Consider the following 14,939-nt stretch of genomic DNA (forward strand, 5'->3'; position numbering starts at 1 on the left):
GGGGTTGCCAGTGGCCAGCGACCGCGGACAGAGCAACGACTACCGGGGCCCGCTGAGGCGATTGCTCCTCGGGGTTCTGCTTGTCTGCCTTGTCGGCATCTTCCTGCTCTGGCGCATCGACAGCCCGCGGGTCGAACGGTTTCGCGCACAGGTGGTGGACCGGGTCGTGCCCTCGATGGACTGGGCGATGGCGCCGGTCACCGGCGCGGTCCACATCCTGCGCGATTTCCAGTCCTACCAGCGCATGTACGAAAAAAATCGCGAGCTGCGCCGCGAGCTTCAGCAGATGAAGGCATGGAAGGAAGCGGCGCTGCAACTGGAGCAGGAAAACGCCCGCCTGCTCGATCTCAACAACGTGCAACTTGATCCGCGGCTCACCTATGTCACCGGCGTGGTGATGGCCGATAGCGGGTCGCCCTTCCGGCAATCGGTGCTGCTCAACGTGGGCGCGCGCGACGGCATCATGGAAGGCTGGGCGGCGATGGACGGGCTCGGGCTCGTCGGGCGCATCTCTGGCCTGGGGCGGAATACCGCGCGCGTGATCCTGCTCACCGATACGTCGAGCCGCTTGCCGGTGACGATCCAGCCCTCGGGGCAGCACGCGCTGGTGATCGGCGACAACTCTCCCGCGCCGCTCCTGGATTTCATCGAGAACCCGGACCAGATCCGCCCCGGCGACCGGGTGCTCAGCTCGGGGGATGGCGGGGTGTTCCCGGCGGGGCTCGCCGTCGGGCAGGTGGTGGCCGACCCCGGCGGGCGGATGCGGGTACGCGTCGCCGCCGACTACGAACGGCTCGAATTCCTGCGCGTGCTGCGCAGCTACGATCACGAACGGATCGACGATCCCGGCGACCTGATCGCCCCCACCGCCCCCGCGACCGCCCCGGCGCCCCCGGGCCCCGCGCCGCAGGCAGCGGCAGAGGCTGGCAATGGCTAGAACCGGCACGCTTCACCTGTGGCTCATGCGGGCGCTCTTCGCCGCGCTGGCCTTTGCGCTCGTCTTCGCGCGGCTCTTGCCGCTCGACATGGCTCCGCCGGGCTTGGCGGGACCGGACCTGTTCCTCGCGCTCGCCTTTGCCTGGGCGGTGCGGCGGCCGGAATACGTGCCTCCGCTTCTCGTGGCCGGGCTGGCGCTGGCGATGGATCTGCTGTTGCAGCGCCCCCCCGGCCTGTGGGCGGCACTGACACTCGTTGGTTGCGAAACGCTGCGCCGCCGCGCGCCCGCGCTGCGCGACCTGACCTTCCTTGCGGAATGGGCGACGGTGGCGGGCACGCTGGCGGCGATGACGTTCGCGTACCGCCTGGTGATGGCCATGCTGCTGGTGGACCAGGCTCCGCTCGGGCTCAGCCTGATGCAGCTTTTCGCGACCCTCATCGCCTACCCGCTGGTGGCGGCGTTGTCTCATCTCGTCTTCGGGGTGCGCAAGCGCGTGCCCGGTGAACTCGCAACCGGGAGGCAGACGCCATGAGACGCCCCACCCGCGACCGCGCCGAAGGCCAGCGCCGCGTCACGCGGCGCGCGCTCGTGCTCGGTGGTGCGCAGGTGGCGGTGCTGGGCGCTCTGCTGTTCCGCATGAACCACCTTCAGGTCGATCAGGCCGACGAGTTCCGCCTGCTGGCCGACGAGAACCGCATCAACCTCCAGCTTCTCGCCCCCGCGCGCGGCCGCATCTTCGACCGCGAGGGCCGCGTCATCGCCGAGAACGTGCCCAGCTACCGAATCACCATCACGCGCGAACAGGCGGGCGACGCCGAGGCGGTGCTCGACCGGCTCGCCCGGCTGGTCGATATCGCGGCGGGAGAGCTGGAAAAGGCCCGCCGCGACCTGGCCGAGCTGCGCGGCGACACGCCGGTGACGGTGGCCGACCGCGTGGACTGGGAGGCGATCGCCCGCATTGCGGTCAACGCCCCCGCCCTGCCCGGCGTGATGCCCGAGGTGGGGCTGTCGCGCCGCTACCCGCTGGGCGCGGCCTATGCCCACACAATCGGCTATGTCGGCGATGTCAGCGCGCGCGACATCGAACGGCTGGAGGCCCCCGAGGCGCTGCTGCGCCTGCCACGCTTCCAGATCGGCAAGATCGGGCTCGAGGCCGAGCTCGAACGCTCGCTGCGCGGCGAGGCGGGCACCCGCCGCGTCGAGGTCAACGCCGCCGGCCGGGTCATGCGCGAGCTCGAACGCGAAGAGGGCCGCCCCGGCGCGGATGTCCAGGTCACCTGCGACAACGCGCTCCAGACCTATGCCCATGCGCGGCTGCGCGGCGAGGGGGCGGCGGCGGTGATGCTCGACTGCGAGAGCGGCGATATCCTCGTCTGCGCCTCCAGCCCCGGATTCGATCCCAACCTCTTCGTGCGCGGCATCTCCAGCGCCAATTACCGCGCTCTGCTCGACGACCCGCTGCGCCCGCTGCCCAACAAGGCGGTGCAGGGCATCTATCCGCCCGGCTCCACCTTCAAGATGGTGACCGCGCTTGCCGCGCTTGAGGCCGGGCTCGTCGATTACAACGAAACCGTCTACTGCCCCGGCTTCAAGGAGGTCAGCGGGCGGCGCTTTCACTGCTGGAAACGCGGCGGCCACGGCAATGTCGACCTGCACCGCTCGCTGCGCAACAGTTGCGACGTCTATTACTACGAGATGGCGATGCGGGTCGGCATCGAGGGTATCTCGGCGATGGCGCAGCGGTTCGGAATCGGGGTGCAGTTCGACCTGCCGATGACAAGCGTGGCAGAGGGACTCGCCCCCTCGCGGCAGTGGAAGCTGGCCTATCGCGGCACACCGTGGATGGTCGGCGACAGCGCCAACACCGCGATTGGCCAGGGCTTCGTGCTCGCCTCACCGCTGCAACTCGCGGTGATGTCGGCGCGGCTCGCCACCTCGCGGGCGGTTGTTCCGCGGCTGGTGAAATCCATCGACGGGGTGGATCAGCCCACCGGCCACGGCGACAGCCTCGGCCTCAACGAAAATCACCTGCGCGAAATCCGCCGCGCCATGTTCGCCGTCAGCAACAGCCCCCGCGGCACCGCCTATCGCAGCCGCATCGCCGAGGACAGCCTGCGCCTCGCGGGCAAGACCGGCACCAGCCAGGTGCGCAATATCTCCACGTCAGAGCGCGAGGGCGGCGTTCGCTCCAACTCCGACCTGCCCCGCGCACAGCGCGACCATGCGCTCTTCGTCAGCTTCGCCCCGCATGACGCGCCGCGTTTCGCGCTGTCGGTGGTGGTCGAGCACGGCGGCGGCGGATCGACCGCGGCGGCGCCCATCGCGCGCGACATCATGCTCCAGGCGCTCTATGGCGGCGACCCGCCGCTCTCCGCCTACCCCGCCTCCGACCGCCCGCGCATCCGCACCCTGCAGGAAGAGCTGCGCCGAGAGCGCGAGCGCCCCGCCACGGAGACGAGCGACCGCGCATGAGCTATCTCGAACATACCGTAAAGTCGGTCCCCGCGGGCCCGCGCAAGATCCTGTACCTGAACTGGCCGCTCGCCATCCTGCTGGCCAGCGTGGCCTCCATCGGCTTCCTGATGCTCTACTCGGTGGCGGGCGGATCGCTCTCGACATGGGCCGAGCCACAGATGAAACGCTTCGCCGCCGGCTTCGCGGGGATGATCGTGGTGGCGCTGGTTCCGATCTGGTTCTGGCGCAACATGTCGCTGCTGGCCTACCTCGCCTCGCTCGCGCTGCTGGTGGCCGTGGCGCTCATAGGCATCGAGGGCAAGGGCGCGCAACGCTGGCTCGACCTGGGCGTCATGCGCATCCAGCCCTCCGAACTGGTCAAGATCACCCTCGTCATGGTGCTCGCCGCCTATTACGACTGGCTGCCCATGTCGCGCATTTCGCGGCCCGTCTGGGTGCTCATCCCGGTTACGGTCATCCTCGTGCCGGTGGGCATGGTGTTGCGCCAGCCCGATCTCGGCACCTCGATCCTGCTGGTGTTGGGCGGCGGCGCGATGATGTTCGTCGCGGGCGTCCACTGGGCCTATTTCGCGACCGTGATCGCGCTGGGGCTGGGCACCGTCTTTGCCGTCTTTACCAGCCGCGGCACCGATTGGCAGCTTCTGGAGAATTACCAGTACCGCCGCATCGACACCTTCCTAAACCCCGACAGCGACCCGCTCGGCGCGGGCTATCACATCACCCAGTCCAAGATCGCGCTGGGCTCGGGCGGCTGGACGGGGCGCGGCTTCATGCAGGGCACGCAGACGCGGCTCAACTTCCTGCCAGAAAAACACACCGATTTCATCTTCGTCACGCTGGCCGAGGAATTCGGCTTCATCGGCGCGGCCTCGCTCCTGGGGCTCTACACCCTCGTCATCGTGTTCTGCGTGGCCTCGGCGCTCACCAACCGCGACCGGTTCTCGTCGCTGCTGACGCTGGGGGTGGCGATGACGTTCTTCCTGTATTTCGCCGTCAACATGGCGATGGTCACGGGGCTGATGCCGGTGGTCGGCGTGCCGCTGCCGCTGGTCAGCTATGGCGGCTCGGCGATGCTGGTGCTGATGCTTGGCTTCGGCCTCGTGCAGAGCGCACATGTCCACAAACCGAGGTAATCCCATGACCGCCAACATCCTCTTTGCCGCCGGTGACACGCGGTGGACCACCTACGAGGCCCCGCTGCGCCGCGCGCTCGACCGCGCAGGCGTCACCGCCCACCTCGCCACCGACATCGCGCCCCAAGAGGTGGATTACATCGTCTACGCCCCCGACAGCCCGGTGCAGGATTTCACCCCCTTCACCCGCGCCCGCGCGGTGCTCAACCTCTGGGCCGGGGTGGAAAATATCGTGCCCAACCCGACGCTGCATATCCCGCTGGCGCGCATGGTCGATCACGGGTTGACGAGCGGCATGGTGGAGTGGGTCACCGGCCACGCGCTGCGCCACCATCTCGGGATGGATACCCACATCCTCCACCAGGACGGGGTCTGGCGTCCCGACGCCCCGCCGCTGGCCTCGGATCGCCGGGTCAGCGTTCTGGGCCTCGGCGCGCTCGGGGCCGCCTGCGCGCAGATGCTCGCCACGCTGGGGTTTGCCGTGACCGGCTGGAGCCGCACACCCAAGTCGATCGACACCCTGCGCTGCCTCTCGGGCAAGGACGGGCTGCGCACGGCCCTGCAAGAGGCCGATATCCTCGTCCTCCTGCTGCCCCTCACGCCCGAAACGGAGAACCTGCTGAATGCCGCGCGCCTCGCCCTCCTGCCCACGGGCGCGGTGATCCTCAACCCCGGGCGCGGGCCGCTGATCGACGACGACGCACTCATTGCCGCGCTCGACACGGGCCATATCGGCCACGCCACGCTCGATGTCTTCCGCGAGGAACCGCTGCCGCCCACCCATCCCTTCTGGGCGCATCCCCGCGTGACGGTCACGCCGCACATCGCCTCCGAGACGCGGCCCGAAACGGCGGCGCAGGTGATCGCCGAGAACATCCGCCGCGGCGAGGCGGGCGAGCCGCTCCTGCACCTGGTGGACCGCGACGCGGGGTATTGACGGGGGGGAGGCCAGGGCGGGACTGGCCTGTTCCTGCCATTCGTCACCCATCCCGCGCGGAATCAAGGCGTGCTTGCACGCCGCCGCGCAGCGCCCGACCGCCCCCCGGGCGGGCGCTTTTGCAACGTCCAAGCCCGCACGATCGTTGAAGTATTCTGCACCATAAAGTGAAGACCACAAGCGTTTGAGCGCCCCCCCGCGGTCGGGCACTGCGCGGCTCCCCAACCGCTGCCCGATGACCGTTCAAGGCCACCACGCTCCCCCTACCGCAACCGCGGCGGCCGCTCCGGGTCCGACCCCGGCGCCGCCGGTGTGACCCGCACCTCCGGCTCCGGCAGATCGAACCGCAGCCCGCAGCCCGCCATCCGCGCCAGCACCGGGTCGCTCGCGTCGAAAAACCCCACGTCGAGCGCCGCCGCCTCCAGCCCGGAAAAGGCCAGCACCTCCGACACCGCCCGCGCCAGCGCGCCCTCCGCGCCCGGCGCGGCCCCGACAAAGCCCAGCAAATGCCCCTGCGCGCCATCCTCGTAGCGCGCGGCCACCAGCCACGCGGCGCGCGCCATCCCGGCCATGCCCGCCAGCCGCGCATCCAGCGCGCGCAGCACCGCCTCGGGCAGCCCGCCGGGCACGCGGAATTCCACCGGCCGCACGGCGACCTCCTCGGGCGCCTCCGACAGCATCTCCGTCAGCCAGTCCATCGCCTGCGCAGGCAGCAGGATCGCCGAGGGCGCCACCCCGAGGTTGAGCCCCAACCCCAGCCCCTGCCCGGCCAGCATCCCGGCCAGCGCCCGCCCCGACAGCGCGGCATAGGGCGCGGGCCCCTCGGCAAATTCCGCCAGCCGCGCCTCGGTATCGAATGCCAATACGCAATCGCCACCCTCCGGCGCGATCACCACCGGGTCGATGCGGTCGCCCTCCGCCTCGCGTGTCAGCAGCAGGCACAACTCGCTCGCCGCCAGCCGCTCGTAGAATCGCAGCCGCGCCCCCTCGTCGCCCGGCGCGGTCTCCATCGCCGCGTGCGCGGCATCCAGCGGGGTCATCTCAGTCACCCAGAACCTCTCTCACCGTGCCCCGCAGCGCCGGGAGCACCTCGTCGCCGAACCACGGGTTCTTCTTCAACCACGCGCTATTGCGCCAGGACGGGTGCGGCAAGGGAAACCTGCGCGGTGCATGGTCGCGCCAGCCGCGCACCGTCTCGGTCACCCCCGCCCGCGTGCCAAGGTGATAGCGATGCGCGTGCCCGCCCACCAGCACTGTCAGAGCCACGTCCGGCAGATGCGCCATCACCCGGTCATGCCATGTCTGCCCGCAGATCGCGGGTGGCGGCAGGTCGGCCCCCTTGGCATCATAACCCGGAAAGCAGAACGCCATCGGCACGATGGCCACCCGGTCGCGGTCGTAGAACTCCGCCGCGCTCACCCCCAGCCAGTCGCGCAGCCGCTCGCCGGACGGATCGTCGAAGGGCCGCCCCGAGCGATGCACCCGCAGCCCGGGCGCCTGCCCCGCGATCAGGATGCGCGCCGTGGGGCGGAACCAGACCACCGGGCGCGGCGCGTGCGCCGTCTCGGTCGCGGCGAATCGATCGGCACACAAACGACAAGACCGGATTTCAGCACCGAGCGCCATTTGCGGCGAACCGTGCGGTTCGCGCGCCGAACCTGTAGGTTCAGTCAAGCGTGACCCCCGCCTCGCGCATCGCCGCCTCGGCCTGCGCGAGTGATCCGTCGAGGTCGATCGCCCGGCACAGATCGCGCCGCACGGTGACCCTGTAGCCGAGTTTCGCGGCGTCAAGTGCCGAGAATTGCACGCAAAAATCCGTGGCCAGCCCGACCATCACCAGCCTGGTGATGCCACGGGTCTGAAGATACCCGTCAAGCCCGGTATGCGTCGCCCGGTCATTCTCGAAGAACGCAGAATAACTGTCTATTTTCAATGACATACCCTTGCGGATAATCAGGTGCGCGGGGGTCGTGTCGAGATCCGGATGAAACGCCCCGCCATGGCTCCCCTGCACACAATGGTCCGGCCACAACACCTGAGTGCCGTACTCCATCTCCACCGTCTCGAACGGCGCCTTGCCCGGGTGCTCCGAGGCAAACGAGGAATGCCCGGCGGGGTGCCAGTCCTGCGTCAGGATTATCTCTTTGAAATCAGTCATCAAGGCGTTGATCTTCGGCACGATCTCATCCCCGCCCGGCACCGCCAGCGCGCCCCCGGGACAGAAATCGTTCTGAACGTCGATCACCAGTAATGCAGCCGTCATGCCCGCCTCCTTCGCGCCCCATGGCTAGGACGCGGGCCGTCCTGCGTCAATCCCGGCCCTTGCCCACAAGCCCCGGCGCGCGTAAATCCCGCACCATGCACCGGATCACCGCCCTCTACCATTTCGCCCGTCTTGATGACCCCGCCACCCTGCGCGCACCGCTTCTCGCCCTGTGCGAATCCGAAGGTGTGCGCGGCACATTGCTGCTCGCGCGCGAGGGAATTAATGGAACGATTTCCGGCTCTTGCGAGGGCGTAACCCGCGTTCTCGACCATCTCCGCGCGCTGCCCGGATGCGCCGAGCTCGCGTGGAAGGACAGCCAAAGCGCCACCCCGCCCTTCGGTCGCATGAAGGTGCGCGTCAAACGCGAGATCGTGACGATGGGGGTCGCCGATGTCGATCCGCGCGCCGCGACCGGCCACTATGTCGCCCCCGCCGAGTGGAACGCGCTGATCGCGGCCCCCGATGTCGCGGTGATCGACACCCGCAACGCCTACGAAGTGGCCATCGGCAGCTTCGAAGGGGCCGTGGATCCCGGCACCGACAGCTTTCGCGATTTCCCAGCGTGGTGGCAGGCCAACAAGGATCGGTTTCACAACAAGCGCGTGGCGATGTTCTGCACCGGTGGGATTCGTTGCGAGAAATCAACGAATTACCTGCTTAGCCAAGGGGTGGAGGAGGTCTATCACCTCAAGGGCGGCATCCTGAAATACCTCGAGGAGGTGCCCAAGGAACAGAGCCTGTGGCGCGGCGCGTGTTTCGTTTTCGATGGTCGCGTTTCGGTGGAACACGGGCTGCGCGCCGGGCCGCACGTGCTCTGCCATGCCTGCCGCCGCCCTATCCTGCCCGAGGACCGCGCACGCCCCGAATACGAGGCCGGTGTCGCCTGCCACCATTGCACCCACGAGACCAGCGCCGAGGACAAGGCCCGCTTTCGCGAACGGCAGAAACAGGTCGCCCTCGCCGCGGCGCGCGGCGAGCGGCATATCCGATGGATGGCCGAGGGCTGAACCGGCTGAATTTACTCACAAAACTTCGAACAACTTGTCCCGCGCGCCCTGCCCGCGCACCAGCCTGAGCCGCGTTTTCGGCACCCCGATGGCCTTTGCCAGAAGTGCCTGCACCGCGGCATTCGCCTTGCCATCCTCGGGCGGCACGGTGACGTAGACACGCAGGCTGTCCCCCTCCGCCACGATCCGCGCACGCGAGGCCCGCGGCGTCACCCGCAGGGAAAAGCGGGTGCCCGGCGCTGCAAGATGGCCCAGGTCGGGATGATCCATGCTGACACGCCTCCTCGCGTCCGGGTCGCTACCGACGGCAATGATGGCACGCCCGCCCCCCGCAGTCGAGAGCCGGGGGCCGCGTTCGCCGGGTGGCCTTATCCGCCGCCATCGCTGTCCTCGTCAGGTTGCAAGAGGCTGATCTCGCCCGCCGCTTCGAGCCGGCGCACGGCGTTCACGACCTCGGTCTGCGCGGCCTCGGCCTCGCGCGGGCGCACGCGCCCACGCTCCGCGATTTCCTCGCGCAGCGCGTCAGCCATGCGTTTCGACATGTTGGACAGCAGGAATTCGGCCACCGGGGCCAGCGCGCCATCAAGCGCCCCGGCCAGCGCGGCGACCTGCACAGGCTGATCCACCTCGCGCAGGATGCGCGGGATATCGGTCGGATTGACGCGGTCGGGCAGGTGCAGGAACGTAAAAATCGCGCGCCGCACCAGCGCGGCGAAATCCTCGTCGGTGTCTTCAAGACCCTCGAGCACCTCGTCGCGGATGATTGCGGCCGAGTAGTTGAGGATCGCGCCCACCCGTTCCACCGCCCCGTCGGCAAAGGCACTCTGCGGCACGTCCTGGATCTGCGCCGCGAGCGCGAGGCCGATGCGGTCCACCGCCTCGGGCGAGACAGAGCCGGTCTGCGAAATGGCGTAGGTGATGCGCCGCGCCGCCGCACCGGGCAGCCGCCCGAGCAGATCGGCGGCGCGTGCGACGTCGAGCTTGGAAAGGATGACGGCGGCGACCTCGGCGCTTTCCTCTTCGAGGATGGGGGCGAGTGTTTCGGGATCGGTGGCCTTCACCAATTCCCAGGGGTCGCCATATTGGCGCACACCCGCCTCCTTGCGCAGGCGGGCGGCGGTCTGTGGGCTGATCCGCCCGTCGAGCGCCGACAGCGCACCGGGCAGGCCGCGCGGAAAGGTCAGACCCATCCCTTCGAGTTCATTGGCGAATTCGGCCACCACATCGGCCAACGTGCCGCGATCCACATAGCGCATCGACCCCATCTGTGTGGTCAGTCGTCCCTGTAATTCGTCCGGCAAATCCGAAAGGGACACGTCCGCCCCCTCGTTCATCAGGAAGCGCACGATGATCGCGGCCTTCTGCGCGCGCGACAGATGCGCCGCCGCGCCGCGCGGCCGCGGCCCCTCGATCCGTGCGGGTGGTGCGTTCATGCCTCGGTCCCCGTTGCCCCGATCCTTGCGCGAGCATAGGGCACGATCCGTCAACAAAGCCTGAACGCGACCACGATTTCTCTTTGGTCAAAATACTCCGGGGAGTCGCCCCGCACGGGTGGCGGAGGCAGCGCCCCCGATCCCGCGCTCAGCCGTCCTGTTCGGCGAGGAATTTCTCGGCGTCGAGCGCGGCCATGCAACCCATACCGGCGCTGGTGACCGCTTGGCGGTAGATATGATCGGTCAGGTCACCGGCGGCGAAAAGCCCCGGAACCGAGGTGCGGGTGCTACCCGGTTCGACCTTGACATAATCGCCGTGATGCATCTCGACCTTGCCTTTCACAAGCTCGCTCGCCGGGGCGTGGCCAATGGCGATGAACACGCCCTTGCAGGGGATTTCCGTGATCTCGCCGGTCTCGACATGCCTCACCCGGACGCCCTCGACACCCTTGGGGTTGTCGGTGCCGGTCACCTCCTCGAGCGTGTGGAACCACAGCGGCTCGATCTTGGGGTGCTTGAACAGCCGATCCTGCAAAATCTTCTCGGCGCGCAACTCGTCGCGGCGGTGGATGAGAGTGACCTTGGAGGCGAAATTTGTCAGGAACAGCGCCTCTTCGACGGCGGTGTTGCCGCCGCCCACCACCACGATCTCTTGCCCACGGTAGAAGAATCCGTCGCAGGTTGCGCAGGCCGACACACCGAACCCCTTGAACGCTTCCTCGCTCTCCAGTCCCAGCCATCTCGCGCGGGCACCCGTGGCGAGGATCACCGCATCGGCAGTGTAAGTCGCGCCGCTGTCGCCCTTGGCGGTGAAGGGGCGGCTCTCGGTGTCGAGGTCGGTGATGATGTCGCCCACGATCTCGCAGCCCATGGCCTTGGCGTGGGCCTCCATGCGCACCATCAGGTCGGGGCCCTGCACCTCGGTATCGCCGGGCCAGTTCTCCACCTCGGTGGTGGTGGTGAGCTGCCCGCCCGGTTCGATCCCCTGCACCAGCATCGGCTCCAGCATGGCGCGGGCGGCGTAGACGCCAGCGGTATAGCCCGCAGGGCCGGACCCGATGATGAGGCACTTGGTGTGGCGTGTCTTGGGCATGGCTGCTCTTTCGTTGAAAACCGGATATCGCGCGGAGATATAGCGGCGCGGGACGGGGCATGTAACCCCTTGCAAGGCGGCAATGCGTCGCCATCAGACCCTCGCATCCGAAATTATCTTGCGCATAGGCGAAATATTATTGCGCGCGCCCGCATGGCTGCTATAACATCCGCGAAAATAAACAGGAGAATGCGATGGCGGGCACGCGTCTCGATCCGATCGACCGAAGGATACTGGCAGAATTGCAGGCCGACGGCCGGATGACCAATGTCGAGCTGGCCAAGCGTGTCGGGATTTCCGCCCCGCCCTGCCTGCGGCGGGTGCGCGCCCTGGAAGAGCAGGGGTATATCCGCGGCTATCACGCCGATATCGACGCGCGCGAGTTGGGCTTCGAGGTGCAGGTCTTTGCCATGGTCGGCCTGCAAAGCCAGGCCGAGGCGGACCTGTCGGCCTTCGAGGCGCGGTGCCGGGCCTGGCCGCTGGTGCGCGAGTGCCACATGCTCAACGGCGAGGTGGATTTCATTCTCAAATGCGTCGCCCCCGACCTGTCGACCTTCCAGCGGTTCCTGACCGAGGAACTGACCGCGGCAGAGAACGTGGGCAGCGTCAAGACCTCACTGGTGATCCGCGGAGCCAAGGACGAGCCCGGCGTGCCCTTCGAGATTCTAGAGGCTCGGCTCGAACGACCGGCCTGAGCAGGGCGGCGGCCTCAGACCAGATCGAGCGCCTCGGGCGCGTCGAGCGGCAGGCGCATCTGGGCCATAGGTCCGAAATCGCACGGCTTGGGAATATGGGGAAAGGCCGCCATGACCTGCCGCAAGGTGGCATCGTCGAGTTCGCGCTCGAACCCGGCACCGGGGTGAAAGCTCTCGGTTTCCAGCCCGTTCACCATGATCACCGCGTGCCGGCGCAAGGCGAGATGGTAGAAGGTCACCGGCTGGCGTGACACCATGCGGATCGCGTGCACCCCATCGGCCATCGCGTGCACCGGCGACAGAACCCCGTCCGCCCCGATCCGCGCGCGTAACCGGCAAGGACGGCTTAGAAGCCGCGCGCCGGGTCCCATCACGAGATCGGCCATAGGCCGCCCGAGACCGAAGGCGTCGGCCATCACCCGCGTCAGCGGTGTGCCCTCGCCAGAACGGTCAGGCCCTATCGTGACCGAGCCGTTCCAGATCACCGGGACCGCGCCACCCGCGGCGGTGACGATCATGTCGCCGGGCACCAGATCCTCGACCGCCACCGGGCCGCGTGACGTCGAAACGAGCGCCCCGTGCGCGAAGGCAGCATGGGCCGCGTCGAGCAGCAGCAGCGACGGGAGGTGGCGCTCCTGCGTCATGAGTCGCCCCTCGGCATCGCGCCAAACGCAGGAATACCGACGTGTTGCCTCCTGCGCCCGGGCCGCCGGGGGCGCGGAGGGGAGATCGACGCCGAAGCGGTGCATGCTCATGTCGTGTCACCTCATGATCAGGGCCGTCTTGGCCGCACCGGACCTCCGGCGGCGACGACAGTCAGACATTTGGCGATTTGTGTGACGCGCAAATCGGGCAATTCTGCGCTCTCGCGCCAGAATCTTCGTGGCATTGACCGTGTTTTCGACATAGTCGCCTTCGGTCGAGATCATTGTTTCGCTGTGCGCCCACAGTGAACCTCGCGAAAGCACAAGGGCCGCCACGGGGCAGCCCTTGCCTGCTCTTCGGTCGCCCTGCGCCGGTGGCGGCGCGCAGCTCAGGCGGTCTTGCGCGGGCGCAACAGCGCGAACATGCGGGCATGACGCCCGTCGCGTCGCACCTGGCGGTGATAGGGCAACGCGGGCGCAGCCTCCTTGCTGTGCTCGACCACGGATTTCAACCAACGTGCCTTCATCTGTTCGATCCTCTTGCCTGCGCCGCTTGGCGGCATTGTTACCTCATCCGCAACGATGCGCGGGGTTTGCGGCGAGGTTTTGACGGAAAAGGTTAGAATCCGGGCAATACGGGGGCGATGCCGGGACGGGAGTCGAAACGGGCGGGAACGCCGACCCTCAGCGTTCGCCCGTATCGAAGCCGGCCTCGCGCATCAGCTTGTCGGACGCCTCCTCGACCTCCGACTCCAGACGCCGCATGAACGTCCCCCTCGGCAGGCCCGGCGCAATCTCGGGCAGGAACTCCACCACCGCGAGGCCCGGCTTCCGCAGGATGCCCTTGCGCGGCCAGAAGACGCCGACATTGGTCGCCGCCGGCACACAAGTCTGGCCAAGCTCCTCGTAGAGCACGCCAGCGCCAATCTTGTAGGGCTTCTTCACTCCCGGCGCGACGCGGGTGCCCTGCGCGTAGATAATGAGCTGTCCCGGCTCCTGCCGTCCGCGCGCCACGTCCTCGACCATCTTGCCGATGGCCTGGCTGCGCTTGCCTCGATCCACCGGCACGCAGCCGATACGCAGCGCGTATTGCCCGATCACCGGTGCCCACATCAATTCCCGCTTCATGATGAACTTGCCCGCCGGGATGCTGCCGAAGATGAGGATGATGTCGAGAAAGCTCTGGTGCTTGGAGGCGATCAGCACTTCACCCCGGGGCGGTGTGCCGCGCACCTCGGTGCGCAGGCCGACCATCCACGCCGCGGTGAAGCGAACCCAGCGGCAAAAGGCCTTGCACGCTATGCGCGCGCCACGCGGACTGACCAGCGCCCATGGCAGGAACACGATCCCCAGCACCGCCATCGCCAGGTACATCTGGACCACGAAAACGAGGGACCGAAGCCATTGCAGGGCGTGTGTCATGGCATCTTCTCCAGTCTGCGGCGCGCGGCGGCGCGGGTCGCGGCAAAAGCGACCAGCCCGGCAAGCGGCGGGATCAGCAGCGGCAAGAGCCAGTGCCAGCCCTGGAAGCCAAGCCCGGTGAGAAACCCGCCCTCGATCCGCGCCGATGGCAGCGCGAGGATGGCGAGGCATCCCAGCACCGTCCCGATGGCCGCACCCCCGAGGCCCCGCACGGCAAAGCGGCGCACAAAGGCCCGCGCGATGAAATCATCCTGCGCGCCGACGAGGCGCAGCACGGTGATGACTTGCGCGTTGGCCGCCAGCGCCGCCTGCGCCGCAAGCGTGATCATCGCCGCCATCGCCGCCCCGATGAGCGCCAGCGACAGCCAGCCCAGAAGCCGCAGTCGCGACGCGGCCTGCACCAGCGGTCTGCGCCAGCGCGTGTGATCGTCGAGAACGGCACCCGGCACCTCGGCTGCCAGCCGCAACCGCAGTCCCTGCACGTCGAACCCCGCCTCGGTCTCTGTCACTTCGATCAGCCGCGGGATGGGCAATTGATCGAGCGGCAGGTCGGGGCCGAACCACGGCTCAAGCAGCGCCGCCTGCTCGGCATCGTCGAGCGCGCGGGCGCGCGCAACACCGGAGGTGGTCTCGAGCACCCGCAGCGCCGCCTCGGTCTGCGCCGCCATCTGCCCCTCGGGCGCGGAGATGCGCACCGTCGCCGTGCGGGCAAGCTCGTTACTCCAACGGTCCGCCAGCCGCCCGGTGGCCAGCGACAGCGCCAGCGCAAAAACCGCGAGAAAGGCCATCGCCGCGGCGGTGAACAGCGTCAGCGTGGCGGTGAAGCCGCTCGGCGGCACGACCCGGTCAGCCTGCGGGTCACCGGGCAATAGCTGCGAGAGGAAACCGGACAGCACC

At 68.3% G+C, this 14,939-nt stretch carries 17 protein-coding genes; 7 read left to right on the forward strand and 10 right to left on the reverse strand.

Annotated elements, in window-relative coordinates:
* The first annotated feature begins 10 nt into the window (after positions 1-10).
* From mreC to CRJ03_RS14345, 5 genes are read left to right on the forward strand one after another with little or no spacing between them, the layout of a single operon-like run.
* Complete coding sequence (gene mreC, locus CRJ03_RS14325) at positions 11-937, forward strand: rod shape-determining protein MreC (RefSeq protein WP_104019549.1); 927 nt, start codon at positions 11-13, stop codon at positions 935-937.
* Positions 930-1,469 carry a rod shape-determining protein MreD gene (locus CRJ03_RS14330; protein WP_165375326.1) on the forward strand — a complete coding sequence of 180 codons (540 nt, stop codon included), beginning with the start codon at positions 930-932 and terminating at the stop codon, positions 1,467-1,469. The genes mreC and CRJ03_RS14330 overlap by 8 nt, the downstream gene beginning before the upstream one ends.
* Positions 1,466-3,409 carry a penicillin-binding protein 2 gene (mrdA, locus tag CRJ03_RS14335; RefSeq protein WP_104019550.1) on the forward strand — a complete coding sequence of 648 codons (1,944 nt, stop codon included), beginning with the start codon at positions 1,466-1,468 and terminating at the stop codon, positions 3,407-3,409. The genes CRJ03_RS14330 and mrdA overlap by 4 nt, the downstream gene beginning before the upstream one ends.
* Positions 3,406-4,545, forward strand: coding sequence for a rod shape-determining protein RodA (gene rodA / locus CRJ03_RS14340; RefSeq protein ID WP_104019551.1), 1,140 nt, complete (start codon positions 3,406-3,408; stop codon positions 4,543-4,545). The genes mrdA and rodA overlap by 4 nt, the downstream gene beginning before the upstream one ends.
* Positions 4,546-4,549: 4 nt before the next feature.
* Entirely contained in the window at positions 4,550-5,482 is a 933-nt protein-coding gene (locus CRJ03_RS14345) for a 2-hydroxyacid dehydrogenase (protein ID WP_104019552.1), read from the forward strand.
* A 263-nt stretch (positions 5,483-5,745) separates the two neighbouring features.
* Here CRJ03_RS14345 and CRJ03_RS14350 read toward each other — a convergent pair whose 3' ends face one another.
* Genes CRJ03_RS14350 through pncA form a run of 3 tightly spaced genes read right to left on the reverse strand, consistent with a single transcriptional unit; the run spans position 5,746 to position 7,745 of the window.
* Positions 5,746-6,531, reverse strand: coding sequence for an SseB family protein (locus tag CRJ03_RS14350; protein ID WP_104019553.1), 786 nt, complete (start codon positions 6,529-6,531; stop codon positions 5,746-5,748).
* The gene (locus CRJ03_RS14355; RefSeq protein WP_104019554.1) at positions 6,524-7,108 is read right to left on the reverse strand and encodes a uracil-DNA glycosylase family protein; all 585 of its coding nucleotides are present in this window, start codon (positions 7,106-7,108) and stop codon (positions 6,524-6,526) included. The genes CRJ03_RS14350 and CRJ03_RS14355 overlap by 8 nt, the downstream gene beginning before the upstream one ends.
* Before the next feature lie 40 nt (positions 7,109-7,148).
* Positions 7,149-7,745 (reverse strand): bifunctional nicotinamidase/pyrazinamidase, encoded by a 597-nt coding sequence (gene pncA, locus CRJ03_RS14360; protein WP_104019555.1) that lies wholly within the window; start codon positions 7,743-7,745, stop codon positions 7,149-7,151.
* Positions 7,746-7,840: 95 nt separating this feature from the next.
* On the opposite strand from pncA, the gene trhO reads away from it, so the two are divergent.
* The gene (trhO, locus tag CRJ03_RS14365) at positions 7,841-8,755 is read left to right on the forward strand and encodes an oxygen-dependent tRNA uridine(34) hydroxylase TrhO (protein ID WP_104019556.1); all 915 of its coding nucleotides are present in this window, start codon (positions 7,841-7,843) and stop codon (positions 8,753-8,755) included.
* A gap of 15 nt (positions 8,756-8,770) precedes the next feature.
* Here trhO and CRJ03_RS14370 read toward each other — a convergent pair whose 3' ends face one another.
* The 3 genes from CRJ03_RS14370 to trxB all read right to left on the reverse strand — a co-directional run bounded on the left by CRJ03_RS14370 (position 8,771) and on the right by trxB (position 11,281).
* Positions 8,771-9,025, reverse strand: coding sequence for a DUF167 domain-containing protein (locus CRJ03_RS14370; protein WP_104019557.1), 255 nt, complete (start codon positions 9,023-9,025; stop codon positions 8,771-8,773).
* A gap of 98 nt (positions 9,026-9,123) precedes the next feature.
* The gene (locus CRJ03_RS14375; protein WP_104019558.1) at positions 9,124-10,188 is read right to left on the reverse strand and encodes a flagellar motor switch protein FliG; all 1,065 of its coding nucleotides are present in this window, start codon (positions 10,186-10,188) and stop codon (positions 9,124-9,126) included.
* Positions 10,189-10,336: 148 nt separating this feature from the next.
* Positions 10,337-11,281, reverse strand: coding sequence for a thioredoxin-disulfide reductase (gene trxB / locus CRJ03_RS14380; protein ID WP_104019559.1), 945 nt, complete (start codon positions 11,279-11,281; stop codon positions 10,337-10,339).
* Positions 11,282-11,475: 194 nt separating this feature from the next.
* Between trxB and CRJ03_RS14385 the strand changes: the two genes are divergently transcribed.
* Complete coding sequence (locus CRJ03_RS14385; RefSeq protein ID WP_104019560.1) at positions 11,476-11,976, forward strand: Lrp/AsnC family transcriptional regulator; 501 nt, start codon at positions 11,476-11,478, stop codon at positions 11,974-11,976.
* Positions 11,977-11,990: 14 nt separating this feature from the next.
* Here the strand turns inward: CRJ03_RS14385 and CRJ03_RS14390 are convergent, their stop codons facing one another.
* The 4 genes from CRJ03_RS14390 to CRJ03_RS14400 all read right to left on the reverse strand — a co-directional run bounded on the left by CRJ03_RS14390 (position 11,991) and on the right by CRJ03_RS14400 (position 14,938).
* Positions 11,991-12,731, reverse strand: a complete 741-nt coding sequence (locus CRJ03_RS14390) for a Hint domain-containing protein (protein ID WP_104019561.1) — start codon at positions 12,729-12,731, stop codon at positions 11,991-11,993.
* Positions 12,732-13,009: 278 nt separating this feature from the next.
* Positions 13,010-13,147, reverse strand: a complete 138-nt coding sequence (locus CRJ03_RS19970; RefSeq protein ID WP_165375327.1) for a hypothetical protein — start codon at positions 13,145-13,147, stop codon at positions 13,010-13,012.
* 157 nt (positions 13,148-13,304) lie between these two features.
* Positions 13,305-14,042: a lysophospholipid acyltransferase family protein gene (locus CRJ03_RS14395; protein WP_104019562.1), complete on the reverse strand. Its 738-nt coding sequence runs from the start codon at positions 14,040-14,042 to the stop codon at positions 13,305-13,307.
* A complete protein-coding gene (locus tag CRJ03_RS14400) occupies positions 14,039-14,938 on the reverse strand; it encodes a cell division protein FtsX (protein ID WP_439126641.1) in 900 nt (299 codons plus the stop codon). Before CRJ03_RS14400 ends, CRJ03_RS14395 begins: the two co-directional genes overlap by 4 nt.
* Position 14,939 lies beyond the last annotated feature (1 nt).

The organism is Roseovarius nitratireducens (assembly GCF_002925845.1).
Lineage (GTDB): Bacteria > Pseudomonadota > Alphaproteobacteria > Rhodobacterales > Rhodobacteraceae > Roseovarius > Roseovarius nitratireducens.